10 protein-coding genes and 2 pseudogenes are annotated in these 13112 nt (G+C 57.7%); 3 read left to right on the top strand and 9 right to left on the bottom strand.

All coding sequences use genetic code 11. The features are described 5' to 3' along the window. Both EN750_RS03325 and EN750_RS03320 read right to left on the bottom strand, forming a co-directional pair. The coding region (locus EN750_RS03325; RefSeq protein ID WP_145967379.1) for a helix-turn-helix domain-containing protein at window positions 1–163 on the bottom strand (163 nt) is incomplete at its 3' end. Between the two features lie 244 nt (window positions 164–407). Beyond that, window positions 408–866: a response regulator transcription factor gene (locus EN750_RS03320; protein WP_224570033.1), complete on the bottom strand. Its 459-nt coding sequence runs from the start codon at window positions 864–866 to the stop codon at window positions 408–410. Between the two features lie 754 nt (window positions 867–1620). On the opposite strand from EN750_RS03320, the gene EN750_RS03315 reads away from it, so the two are divergent. Beyond that, window positions 1621–2742: a DUF418 domain-containing protein gene (locus tag EN750_RS03315; protein ID WP_024505387.1), complete on the top strand. Its 1122-nt coding sequence runs from the start codon at window positions 1621–1623 to the stop codon at window positions 2740–2742. A gap of 794 nt (window positions 2743–3536) precedes the next feature. Here EN750_RS03315 and EN750_RS40410 read toward each other — a convergent pair. Further along, window positions 3537–3753, bottom strand: a pseudogene (locus EN750_RS40410) (transposase); the annotation flags it as partial. 524 nt (window positions 3754–4277) lie between these two features. On the opposite strand from EN750_RS40410, the gene EN750_RS03310 reads away from it, so the two are divergent. Next, on the top strand, window positions 4278–4490 hold the full coding sequence (locus EN750_RS03310; RefSeq protein ID WP_008874821.1) for a cold-shock protein: 213 nt from the start codon (window positions 4278–4280) through the stop codon (window positions 4488–4490). Between the two features lie 228 nt (window positions 4491–4718). Here EN750_RS03310 and EN750_RS03305 read toward each other — a convergent pair whose 3' ends face one another. The 6 genes from EN750_RS03305 to EN750_RS03280 form a co-directional block, all read right to left on the bottom strand. Further along, a complete protein-coding gene (locus tag EN750_RS03305; RefSeq protein WP_024505385.1) occupies window positions 4719–5189 on the bottom strand; it encodes a MucR family transcriptional regulator in 471 nt (156 codons plus the stop codon). Window positions 5190–6083: 894 nt separating this feature from the next. Continuing rightward, window positions 6084–6626, bottom strand: coding sequence for a tetratricopeptide repeat protein (locus EN750_RS03300; protein ID WP_081714429.1), 543 nt, complete (start codon window positions 6624–6626; stop codon window positions 6084–6086). Between the two features lie 53 nt (window positions 6627–6679). Continuing rightward, entirely contained in the window at window positions 6680–8743 is a 2064-nt protein-coding gene (sctV, locus tag EN750_RS03295; protein ID WP_024505383.1) for a type III secretion system export apparatus subunit SctV, read from the bottom strand. 232 nt (window positions 8744–8975) lie between these two features. Further along, a complete protein-coding gene (locus EN750_RS03290; RefSeq protein WP_029354836.1) occupies window positions 8976–9866 on the bottom strand; it encodes an EscD/YscD/HrpQ family type III secretion system periplasmic domain-containing protein in 891 nt (296 codons plus the stop codon). A gap of 116 nt (window positions 9867–9982) precedes the next feature. Next, the gene (locus EN750_RS40405; protein WP_240992513.1) at window positions 9983–10225 is read right to left on the bottom strand and encodes a nodulation protein NopA; all 243 of its coding nucleotides are present in this window, start codon (window positions 10223–10225) and stop codon (window positions 9983–9985) included. A 72-nt stretch (window positions 10226–10297) separates the two neighbouring features. Next, window positions 10298–10606: a nodulation protein NopC gene (locus EN750_RS03280; RefSeq protein ID WP_245482593.1), complete on the bottom strand. Its 309-nt coding sequence runs from the start codon at window positions 10604–10606 to the stop codon at window positions 10298–10300. A 1414-nt stretch (window positions 10607–12020) separates the two neighbouring features. On the opposite strand from EN750_RS03280, the pseudogene EN750_RS03275 reads away from it, so the two are divergent. Next, window positions 12021–13112 (top strand): annotated as a pseudogene (locus tag EN750_RS03275) (hypothetical protein); the annotation flags it as partial.

Raw genomic sequence — 13112 nt, 5'->3', positions numbered from 1 at the left:
GATAGGGCCGCCGCGATCGGTCCGTCAGCCCCTCCAGGCCGCTGTCGTTGTAGCGCGTGAGGATCTTGTAGCCGGTCTTGCGCGAGATATCGAACTCCCGGCAAAGCACCGCCATCTTCTCGCCGTCCAGCAGCCGGGCGACGAACTTCAGCCGCTCTTCCATGACGTTACACTCCTTCCAAGGCACCTTGCTCTCCTTGCAAAGGGCCGAAAGTGTAACCCATCTATCCGGAATGAACTGTCACCCATCTTTCGGGAAGGGCAGTCATGGCCAAGGCAACTGGAAGCCGAATTTTCTTTTAGAGTATGAATCAGCGCCGTCTGCCGAAAAGCGCGTCCACGATCTTCCCTTTTGAAACGACCGTGCAGGGCTGGGGCAGACGGTAGTCGAGCACCGCCCATCCGCGTCAAGTCAGGTAGACCTCCTGCCCGTCGCGGAAGAGGCGTCGCTCGGCTGCCTGTATGGAAAGCGTCCCAACCGAAAATTGCGGCTCCGGAAAATGCCCATGGCGACGTGCCACTGCATGGATACGCGCTGAGAGTTCCCCCAGATCGAACGGCTTGACCAAATAGTCGTCGGCTCCAGCGTTGAAGCCCTCGATGCGATGCGAAATCCGATCGCAGGCTGTCAGAATGATGACCGGTGCCGATTCAAGTTCCTTGATCAGCTCCCGCAGATAGTCGATCCCATTGCCGTCCGGCAGGTGAACGTCGAGCAAAATAAGGTCGTAGCCGACCACAGCTGCATAATCGCGCGCTTCGGACAGGTTCTTGGCCCAGTCGACCGCGTGGCCACCAGCCACCAAATGATCGTGCATAGCACTTCCAAGGTCCTTATCGTCTTCAGTGAGCAGTATTCGCATCATGCTGCCGAGCTCCGGTATGAGGGCAAGGCTCCCATCTTATTGGTCGAAGCTGACAATAGGCTGAACCGGCGGCAGCGAATTATTTGGGGAGCTTTCAGGCTGCTGTCAGCTACAACTTGCAAGAAAGGGGTCGTTAACAAAGCCAAACGAAGAGCCCCTATGAAACCCGTCCTGACCTCGGCACTTTTGCTCAATGTGACCCCCGGCGGCTGCATCAGCAAATTGATTTGGGAAACAGGCGCGCCGGTTCTAATGACCGACGCAGGCCGAGGTCTGGAACAGCTGGACCAGCGAACGGCGTCTTCGGTTTTTCAGGCAACAGCCACATGGAAGAATATGATTGGCTCGACCATGCGCCGAGCTTTGTCGAACGGATTGGTCGCGGGCGCACTACCACAGATTATGGCAGGTTTACGCCCTGGCCTTGACACCCGGGGTGATCGTCACCGGCGGAGCCGCGGCGTACTGATCGGATATCTAACGTCGCTGAGTCTCTCGTCGGTGCAGTGGATCTCTCGGCTTAGCCATCATGCAAAAAACGACGGTTCCGCGACACCACTTTTCAGGTCCGTGACACAGGCTTTGTGAGCCGATCTGTTGTTCTTACCCCAGGCTAATGGCTGAACAGCTCTGTCGCCGGCTCGATGCGCCAGATGGCGCGATGTTTTGAACCCTTTCACGAGGCGACGGCAGCAGCCGACCGGCTCTCCTATCGCGGCTCCCGCGATCCACACACCCAGCAAGGGAATCTACCATGGTAATGAAGGCACCGGTTGCCGACGCTAGGAATGGGTCGGTAGTAGATCGGCTGGTCGGCATCGACCTCGCTCGGGGCCTGGCTGTCTTCGGGATGTATGCCGCCCATCTCGGTCCCGACCCCGGCGAAGGAGGACTAGTCGGGTTTCTGATGGAACTAACCCATGGGCGGCCGTCGGCCCTGTTTGCCGTATTGGCCGGTTTTTCAATCCTCCTGATTACAGGTCGCAAGGCGCCGAAGTCGGGGATAGCCGGTAGACAGGCCATCGCCAGAGTCGCAATTCGTGCCCTTGTTTTGCTCGCGCTTGGCTCAATCCTGGGCTGCCTCGGTACCCAGGTCGAAGTCATCCTAGAATACTACGGAATTTGCTTCTTGTTGGTATTGCCGCTCCATCGGCTCAGCGCATATCAGCTGGGCTTGATCGCTGCCGCTACGGCATTAGTTCTCCCGCAAGTCCGTTCCTCCCTTCTGTCGGTTGCCCCCAACCTCCTCGACCCGGTCTTCAACCTCATGGTCAACGGCTACTATCCCGCGGTGACCTGGGTTCCTTTCCTCATCGCTGGCATGGCCATCGCGCGCCTTAATCTTAATACGCTAGCAGCGCATTGGCGCCTTGGTCTGGCGGGGGTCGCGCTGGCCGTGTTGGGCCATGGGGGATCCTTGCTCGCGCTGAGTTCCCGCGCTTTGACTGAAACCTCCTTGTGGTGGTCTGACGTTGACGGCGCTTTTGAGCCTTCCAAGTCGTCATTTATAGTCAAGTCGTCATGGATAGCCGCACCTCATAGCGAAACGACGCTTTCGATCGTGGGCAGCACCGGTTGCGCAATGATCATCTTGGCGGCTTGCATGCTCGCTGTGGATGCGCTCCCGCGTCTGCGAAAGCTGGTCTGGCCAATAATCGCAGTCGGCTCGATGTCTTTGACGGCCTATGTGCTGCACATTGCGGGAATAGCCTATCTTATGAAGATAAACATTTTCAAAGACGAGAGCCTGTCCACGCTCTTTGGCTTCGTTGTGGTTATCAGCACTTTTGCGGTGCTTTGGCTGCGCGTCTTCCAGCGAGGACCGATGGAAGTGCTGATGGGTAGGGTCGCAGATCTCGCGCGTCACATCCGCTGAGCACCGCCGCGCCCCGGCCTCCCGATCACATTACGGACAAGGTGGGGCTTTGTCCAAAGCTTGTTCGCGGCAGGGGAGGGTACTTCCTCCCACCCTGCCGCCTTGTTGATGGAAGCTAAAACGGTCGCGCAGGCGCTAGAGTTGCATCGGCATAATCAGCTTAAACTCGCGAAGTTAAACCCGCGGTTGGTCTATCTCGGCCCGCCTCACCTGAAAGGCTAAGGTATCCGTTTCGGTCAAGGGTTTTAGGGGCCATTTTCGCTGCGCCTTGAGGAGAGCGTTTGCTAGGATGAGGAGCTTTCGCAACAAGATGATGACCTTTGCGGGTTTGCCTGCCGCCTTTAGCGCCTGGTATTTTGCCTTGAGGTCGGGGTTGAAGCGCAGGGCGAAGGGCCGGGCATGTAGAGGGCCTGGCGAACATTGGCCCGGCCGCCCAGGCGCGGCCGCTCCATTTTGCCGAGGCCGGCGAGGCTTGCGGCCTTTGGTTCCGAGTTCCGGCATGTCGATGGTGAGTGTGCAGGCGGTGGCATCCGATGCGCCATATGCTGGTCAGGATTTCGCGGCGCTGGACAGCGTCGGGATCGGCTTTCATGAGGGTAAGCATCGTCTGATCGATATCGCTGAGTTCACGTGGATCTGCTTCCAGCCACTCGTTGTTGTGGCGCCTGAGCAAGGCAAGCGGTCAAGGTCTGGCTCTGGTGCTGGCTGCGGTGCGATCCCCGCACGGGCCAGGTGCCGATCGTGTCGACGATCCACCTCGCCGCGACCAGAGAGCTGCTACTCTCTTCCGCTGTTCATTCTGGCCTCTTCGCAATGAATGTCATAAAATCACCTGTCGCAATTAATGGTTTTTGATTTGGCTCCAGCAGCTGGCAGATATCGCCGAGAGTTCCGCAGAGAGCGTCGAAAGTTTTGGCCGCCTTCTTCCGCAGCCGCGCCTTGAGTTTTGAGCAGACCTGTCTTGATCGGGTTGAGATCGGGCGAGCATGGCGGCAGGATCAGGAGCCAGTGCCCTTTGGCCAACCAGTGGGCGGCGCGTACCTTGCCGACAATCTGGGGTTCCGAACCCGACAGTTGGTTTTCAACCCGACAGTGGCCCGCCTCAGAGCAGGCTACCGCCCTTCGGAGCAGGCAGAAGCTAATCGAGGTTCGCGGGTTCCGGTTTGAATGTGCAGGTCGCTGCGCGCCTGATCTTTCGGTCTGGCGGCACATGACAAAAACCCTCATTTTGGCCGACGATACCCGGTCAGGAGCGGGTATCGCAGTCGAGAAGCGACCCGAGCACGTCCACAAGATGTGCCGAGTTTGCAAGGTGTGTCATTGTTTCTGTCAACGTTCGAGCGACAGCGCACGACGAAACGTCTGGCATACGCCTCGTCTGGCACGCGCCTCGCATATGTTGCAGTTGCTGCTGGAGATCAGGCGATCGAGTGGGCCTTGCAATTTTCCGATTTTGATGCGCCTAAAGTCTCGTGTACAAATCAGGCTGGCGTGAATGGCCTGCCTAAGTTGCGACTTATTACAAAGGAATGGATATGGCGACTGGAACGGTGAAGTGGTTCAACAGCACGAAGGGTTTTGGTTTTATTCAGCCTGACAACGGCGGTCAGGATGTCTTTGTCCACATTTCCGCTGTTGAACGAGCGGGCCTGTCGACCCTTAATGAGGGCCAGAAGATCAACTACGAGGTGGAACAGGATCGCCGCACGGGAAAGTCCTCTGCAGGCAGCCTCAGCAAGGCTGGCTAACGGTCCGGGAAAGCCTTGGCAAGGTTCGTCATCGCCGGAACGCATTGACGGCTCGAAACCCGGGCCGGAGCATGCAAGTTAATGCCGCGGCAGGGATTGCTGGAGCCATCATGAATTACTCTGGAAATGAGGCTCTTGGACGGGAAAGGCGGGGCTCATCCCCGCCCTTTGATTCCGCGCAGATTGGGCCAACGGCTGCTGCGCGTCCGAACGACTGTTGATACGGATTTAGGCTGCGACCTTCTTGCGGGTCCGTTTCGCCGGCGCCGTGGCTGGGGCTTCCGGCTCTTTCGGTTTGCGGCCGAGTCCCATGGTCTTGGCCAAGGCGGAGCGCGCAGCGGCGTAATTCGGCGCCACCATGGGATAATCCGACGGCAGACCCCATTTGGCGCGATATTCGTCTGGGGTCAGACCATAGTGCGTCGCCAGATGGCGCTTTAGCGATTTGAATTTCTTGCCGTCTTCAAGGCTAATGATGTAGTCCGGTTCGATCGACTTTTTGATCGGGACAGCAGGTTTTTTTACAGGCACAGGCTCTTCTGCCGGTATGAGTCCAGCCGTGCCGTTTAGAGCCCCGTGCACTTGGGCGATCAGGGCAGGAAGCTCCCCCGCCGGGACGGGGTTGTTGGAGACGTAGGCTGATACAACATCGGCAGTGAGCTCGATGAGGATGTCGGTCTTGTGGGGTTCTTCTGTCATAAACTTCTCCGGGCAGCTTGAAACACAGTTGGGCGAAGTGTCGCTTCATAGTGGCGGTTGCCGCTGAAAGCAAATGGATCGACGGGTGCGCTGCTCCTCCACCATTGAAGTCTCGGCGACGCATCCCGTCATCGTCCATCGCTAAAGGCAGCGTATTGAATTATGGGAGCGGTCGCGCCCGCCCCACCATAGCGATACAGCAAGACAATCAAAAAAGCCGGTCTTTGCTTGGCCCCAAATCTTTTCTCCTTTCGTGAACGCTGAGCTGCCAAGCTGCTACAGTTCACCTCGCGGGGCAACCGTGCACAACACAGGAGTCGCCCGAGCGATACATTCTTCACTTGCCGCTTATCAGCGCTGGTGATTGCACTTTGCAGCCTGCCTCCGGACCCGCAGCGCTCACGCTGTTGGTTTTGCGCCTGCAGGCGTCGGAAGTCGGATCGCCGCAGCTAATTTCCTCAGGCGGACGAATTCAACAAATCGATTGTTTGGATCGAAGGCATCCACACCATCGATGCCTCTAGAATAGGATCCAGCTACAATCACCGTGCTGTAATGGCAGGGACGGCCAGCACAAGCGCGACACGATCCGGCGGGTCCATCGCTGCGTTACGTATTCATGGCTACTGCATCGGGCGCTCGGTCGACCGCCTTAAGCCAGGTCGCCGCATTGCGAGACGGTGACCGGCGAGGGAGAGGGCGCTCTGGCAACGAAGCGAGGCGGGTGGCCTTGCGGGTGGCCGCGTGATGTCATCCGGCTCTCCTGCCGATCTCTGCCGGCCAGATCTGGAGCAACTGTTTTGCATAGATATGGCTCTCTTCAGGGGGCCATCTATGATGGGAGCCGAGCGCGTGTTCGAGCCGGGGAACAGGCTGCGCATGCACTGTGCCCACCTATTGCGATCGTGCTAACCTTGGTTGTTTGGACTTGCCGTTAAAGGCAAGCGACAGATTGAAGTTATGCTGCACCATCTGATTGCCTGGCTCGTTTTCGAGAGCTCGCCGATACAGGGCCTGTGCCGCGTCATGCCGCCCCTCAATGTCCAAAATCACGCCCTTCGCATTCAATGCACGTACGTTTCCTGGGGCTGCAACCAAGACGCTGTCGAGCACCTCAACCGCTTCGTGCGGGCGCTTCTGGCCCACCAAGGCATTTGTAAGTCGTATCGCCGCATCAACATTGTCCGGGTGCTGCTTCACCTCATCCCGCAAAGCCCGCTCTTGAACATCCTGACCAACTTCGCGCAAAATGCGTTCGCGCATAGCCGGATCGATTTGATCGGCGCTGAGCAACTCGGGGGAAGATGTCTCCTGCACGGAAAGAGCCGGCTTTTGCCAGCTGGCGCAACCGCCCAAAGGCAGAATGGCGAGTACGGCAAAAAGAAGTGAGTTCCGGCGCAGAAACATAGGCGATGGAGAAACTGTATTACTATTCATGTTATCTCTCAGTTATCGGGGAGGCGCGTGGCGTTCAGTTAGGAAAGGTGGGACTACTCTAACAATCCGCTGTTCGATCCGTGCGGGAGTGTGACGGATCCTGCGGGGCGAATTGTAAAGTCGGAGGCGAGGTCTTGATAAGACAGCACGGCGAGATCAACCCCGTTTCGCGTCAGAAAGCCGCGGACGAAACGTCGGACATCCATCGACGTCAACAGAATAGGGCGGGTTTGACCCGGTTCTGCGTTCGAAAGGACCTGACGTATCTGTGATAGCATCGCTTCGCTTTGCCGATCCTCCAGTGCGAGATAGGGGCCTGCATCCGAATCTCGAACCGCGCCACGCATCACATCCTCGCTCTCGCGCTCGACGACCAGGGCGGACACGATGCCCTCCGTGTTGGCATGGCGGTGGCAGATCTGTCGCTTCAAACCAGAACGGACATATTCCGTCAGCAGGGCAACGTTCTGCTCACGCTCGCTCCATTCGGCCAATGCCTCCAACACGAGACGGGTGTGGCGGATTGGGATACCTTCCTCCAGGAGGCGGCGCAGAACATCGGCAATCCGAGGAATCGGCGTCGTGCGTAGCACCTCTTTCACAAGCTCAGAATATTCCTGCTCCATTCGGCCCAGGAAATGTCGGGTCTCTTGGATGCCCACCAATCGCGGTGCGTAGCGGGTCAACGCTGCATGGACGCGCAAGGCGAGGAGTTCGCCGGGAGCCCTATGCTCCGTGCCGGCGCCCGTAAGGGCCTTTGCAGGGGTATGTTCAACCGGGAGTGTGTCCGTTTTCGGCTCACGTCTAAGGGGGACACCGCTCGAGTCGACGTGCGCTACATCGGCTCGGAGCGCCATCTGGTTTGGATCTAAGGCGTCCTGTTCGACTGGCACGCCCTCGACATCAATTCGGAATTGCGATTCAGGCAGCTGCTCGTCAACCAAGACAGGGATGCGAGGAACGATAATGCCCAGATCGGCTGTGACCAGGAGCGAAACGCGCCCAATATGTTTTTGCAATTCGGCTTGATCGACCGCCTGCATAAGATCTGGCGCTAGAAAAAATGCGATCGGGAATTCCTTCGCAGGCGCGGCTTGCTTAGGCTCCGCTGCAGTTCCACCTTTCGCATCGGCAGTGCCGGCGCCCAGCACATCAGCCTTGACAATGCTTACCGCAGCGAACACTGCGGCCAGCATCAGAAAGACGGGGAGGGGAAACCCAGGAACGAACCCCATTACAACCAGGACGCCGGCCGCCAGTCGCAAGGCTCGAGTGCTGGCCGTGAGCTGACTGACCATTTCTGTACCGAGGTTGATCCTCGCCGTCCCAGTCACACGGGTGACGATGGTCGCCGCAGTAATGGAGAGCAGAAGGGCCGGAATCTGCGATATCAATGCATCGCCTATCGTCAGCAGAGTGTAGTGATGCAGTACCTCGCCGAAGGACATGCCCTTGGAGAGCAGGCCGATCGAAATTCCACCCAGCATGTTGATGCAGATAACCACCAGCCCGGCGATGGAATCGCCCTTCACAAATTTCATCGCGCCGTCCATCGCGCCATAGAGTTGGCTTTCCTTCTCCAATTCGGCGCGCCGCCGGCGGGATTCGTTGGCATCGATGTGGCCGTTGCGTAGCTCTGCGTCGACCGCCATTTGCTTGCCCGGCAGAGCATCCAGCGTGAAACGCGCCGCCACTTCTGCCACCCGTTCGGCACCCTTCGCGAGGACCATGAATTGCACCATGGTGACGACCAGAAATATGACGAAACCCACCACGATATTGCCTGAAATGACGAAATCGCCAAAAGTATGAATAATGCTGCCGGCCTCCCCCTCGGCCAGGATCAGTCGCGTCGTTGCGACCGTGAGCGCGAGACGGAATACAGTGGAAATCAAAATAACGCCGGGCAAAGAGGAAAAATCAAGTGGAGTACTGACATACAGGGCAACCATCATCAGCAGTATGGCCAACCCCATATTGAATCCTATCAGGGCGTCGACCACCACGACCGGGATAGGCATGACCATCATCGCGACAGCCAGAAGCAGCATCAACGCAACCATTAAATCCGGGCTGGCCGGCGCACGCTTGATGAAGTCACGCAGGACGTTGGCCATCGAGACACCTTTGCAATCGGTTGAGACTTACTCTGCTGTTACGCCATGAAACGTGGCTTTCGAACTCCGAAGGCGCCTCAGCCTTGGCCAGCGCGTGACCCTGCATGAGAGCCACAAGCAGGCGCGAAATGGCTGGGCAGCAAATGTTTCCAACGCAGCCAGCTTGTCAGCACCGAGCGCGACAGGATGTTTGGCTGGCCATAGAGTGCTGCTTGATGGGGCCTGCGAGCTTTCAATATGGGAGAGCAGCAATGCGGCCATTCCTGCTCAGCAGCACACGGCTGTCCTCAATACGATCGACTACCCATCCATCAGCCAAAATGGCCCCGACAAAATACTTCTCGCTGTCGATGACAAGATACGGTTGGGCCCCATGCCACACAGCTTCGACCGCGATTGCGGATGGCGCCTTCTCCTCTTTGATGAGCACTCCGTTCACCAGTGTTAGAGTACCCTTGGTGCGACGATCGAACGATTGCTGAAGCTTCTGCCAGCTGATGACCGATTCAGACGTGACGGTGCCCTCGGCGGTCACAACACCCTTTGCGGAGCCAATCTTGACGTCGAGAAGACCCGCTCGATCGACTTCCTCCTGCAGCTCTTTGGCCGCTGCCCCCGTAAGTTCATTGTCAGCGCGGTGACTGATCGTTCTGGACGCGACTTCAGCCCGAAGTGAATTGGGGCTCGATCCACTTGCATTGCCAAGATAGGAGAACATGCCCGAAAGCGCGCCGATCCCGAGTGAGCTGATTATGACCATGGCGAGCACACCGATCGGTAGGCGCGGTATGCCGGTCGAACCAGGCGGCTCTGCATCCTGCACGGACCAAGCAATGGACATCTCGCCTACGAGCAGGACGGCAGGAAGGGGCACAACAACGGACTGGCCGGCGGCGATATTCCGGTTGCCCTCGATACTGAGTCCGGGTGCAAGCGCCTCGAGTTCGATCGACTTGCCAAGAAGAGTTACACGAAGATGATGCGGTGCCAGTCCTTGCTCGACAAAGACCAAATCGGCATCGAAGCCGCTGCCGATTAAACACGTTTGAAGATCCGTCTTGCCGGTCAGTCCGCAATAGAGCCCCGAAAGCACTTCGAAACGGAGGGAAACGGCGTCATCCACAGAGCATCTCTCAAACAGGATAGAAGCCGCACGGCAATTGCCATGCGGCTCATTTCGGGACTACGTCGCGTCAATAAGGAGACGCGCTAGGGGCAGTCTAAAAGCCGCTTCCGACATTACGAAACGCGTTCGTCGGCGGCCTTCTTGATGGTCTGGAGATTGGTCGTTAGAGTGCGCAACTGGACACTCCTTTTCGTCGCCTCCAAGCTAACATTGGTTAGTTCTTGCACTTGCGCCTGAAAAGCAGTAGCATCAGCTCCGCTTGTATTGGCGGGAGTGCTACTGTTAGTTTTATCGGTGTTGCCAGTGCTATTGGTGTTGGTATTGCCTGATTTTTTATTATTATCAACTGCAGCCATGATCATTCCTTTTTCTGTTGGAGTTGTGCCGTCAATAACGGCCTGTATGACCTCACGCCGGATTTTCCCGCGTCAGGCATCTTCTGTGTCATCCAAAGCTTCATCGGCCTCAGCCATCGCATCGTTCGCGAATTGGAACGCGAACGATCGCAGGATACTTTGGAAGGCTTCACTTTGTGCTGCAGACTGTGAGTTGTCTTGAAGTTGATCATTTGAAACGGTCCGGTTATCCGCCCGATCGTTCCCGCCAGCTGGCTTGCCATCATTCCCACCAGCTGGCTTGCCATCATTCCCACCAGCTGGCTTGCCATCATTGCCACCAGCCGGCTTGCCATCACCAGAATGCTCGGATTTCGAATCCCCATGGCCCTTTCGGATCAAGGAAGTCCCGAGGTTGCCAACTCCACTCCCAATTGCTGCTATCATCAGGTACTCCGGCATTTGCCATTGGCGGCGACGTGTTAAAGGTTAACCTCGATCAAGCTAAGGGCGGGAGCTTTCGAGAACCTGACGGCTTTTGACAAAAACCGGCCAGCGCAAAAACGTATGCTCTGCAGGATGTTGCTCTCGCATCGAACAGTCGACCACGATCTCGGCTGTTCGGCCAATCCCGCCGTCCACGCATGCCGCGACCGAATGGCAGCCGCAGCAGCTCGTTTGCATCCTCGATGCTGTGGTGTCGAACAGGAGACACGGTCCACGTGCTGCATGACCGCAATGACCGTATTCTTGCTGGCTCCACGGGCGCACGCAACGAGCAGGAACTCGGTCTTTGCATCACCATTCTCTCGCCTGCACATCACGGCCCGGCGCGGTGAGCTCATTGGCTTCGAGAAGGTCGGCGACCGTACGAACATGGGATGGTCTGCCGGCTTTGGGAGGCCGGTGCGGATCCTCTTCTCACCATATCGAAAGCTTGAAGCGGTCGGATTTTCTTGCCCTGTTCGTGAGAACTCCCATCGTCAGCTAATCGTCAGCCAAGCGGTCTATCTAGGCCGGCCGTGCCTGACCTTCGGATCCAAAGGTCCCGTCTCGACACTTTTTGTAACTATAGATCGAAATGGTTTCCCGCGCGATACGCAACGCACACGCATCTCTGAAGCAAATGTGTGACTTTGTCGGTGGCGAACGAGAGGAGTGACGCCTCAATAAAATCGTCAGGCACGTGTCTAGGAAGGGGAGCTAGCCGAGTTGGTCTGATTTCATTCGCTGTTCCTGGAAATCGGCGGACTGAAGCGCTGATAATCTCAGGACATCGATGGCAACGTTGCGAAAGTCCTGTGAGCTCGGGCCAATCTTGGCCTGCTACTGAGAAGCACTTTGGCGGGAACATTACGCCGTCGCGGGTCTGGCTGACCGTGACGTTAACCGAAAGATGCCGCTGGTCTCGTCAGCCGCCAGCACAATAGCAGCACATTCTCGCCTACTACGGAGACGCAATATGAAGGGCATTGGCCGACCACGGAAATCGCAGGCTGAAACTGGAGCCAGCCGCGCGGGGCGGGCGAGCAGTTCCCTTTCGCAATCAAGTCTTGCTGCGGGAGAAGGTGGACAGTCATTCGATTCCGTTGTGGAGCAGATGCGCTCTGGGGACGCCGATAGGAGGCCCTCCTCCCTTCCAGTTGCGCGCGGTCCAGGCGATGCCCGCGAAAGTCTGCCAGGCGCCTCGATTGGCGAAGATCAAATCCTGAACGCACCGCCACGTGGAGCCGCTGCGCCACCACGCGGAACCGTAGCGCCACGTGGCGCAGCCGCAAGGCGGCGCGGTTCTCCCTCCATGTCTGAGGGCGAAGCCATGGCGCCGGTCGGTAGCCAACTATCAACCGCGCAGGTGGAAGGCACCAGCTCATCGTCAAATGAAGATATCAGTCCGACACAGCTCAGAATGAACAGTCTTGTTCAACAACTGACTGATTGCGAGGCTGCGGCCAGGAAAACCGACGTCCCCGAGGAGGCGGTGGAGCTGATCAGTCGGGTCGTCGATGCAGCCTCAGCAATTCTGGAGTACCGCGCTAGCCTGCCTGCGGCTGAGGCGCAGACAATTATGCCAGACGACAAGGTGCGTAGATGTTGCCAGATCGTGTGCGACGCCGCGAATGAAGTAGACAAACTTGGCCTGTCGACGATCACGAAATTGGACAAAAAGACCAAGAAAGCGGCAGGTATGGTCGATAAACTCTACTCCTACTCCCAGGCGGACCGGCAGGAGCTGTTGATTTTAAATGTGGAGAACCACCATACGGCGGCAATTAAGTGGTGGGAAAAAAAGGCATGGCGCTCCGAACGGCAGCGATCCGCCTGCGCTGCCACCGCTAGCCTATCCAGTGGAACGCCCGTGATGCGGGAAGCCGAGCGGTGCGCACTGCGGCTGCGTGCCGGCTCGGTACTGAGTGTCAGGATCTGGCTGGTCCGTGAGCGGATCGGTCTTGCGCGGGCCAAGATTGAACTGCGGGCGAGCAGGTTCGAGCCAGATTTGAAGGAACTCCTCGTCGGTCGAAATGGAGTGGTGCAGCTGATGGCAAGCGCCGTTCAAGAAGCTCTTCGCGCCCTCTCTTTGGCGAAGGGCATAATGGATGATGGCAAAGCACTCAACGCTCATGATTGCGCGGTTGTAGAAAAAATCATGGAGCGGCTTTCGGATTTTGGATTGGCGTTGCACGAGGTGCATACCAAGCTAAGCCATACCTACCCAGATGCCGGCCTCCCATTGAAACTGTTCGAACGGATCGTGGACGATGCATGGATCACTGCGCACGATGCCATGCACTTGTTGAACCTGCAGTCTCCGCCGTCAGCCATCATGGCGCCACAGGCCCAGGCGGGCGCTGCGATGCCGGCCAGGGCAGGCGCTGCGATACCGGCTGGCACTGCTGGTACGGCTGCAGTG

The organism is Mesorhizobium sp. M7A.F.Ca.ET.027.03.2.1, assembly GCF_003999175.1.
Taxonomy (GTDB): domain Bacteria; phylum Pseudomonadota; class Alphaproteobacteria; order Rhizobiales; family Rhizobiaceae; genus Mesorhizobium.
This window is presented reverse-complemented; position numbering and strand designations above follow the sequence as displayed.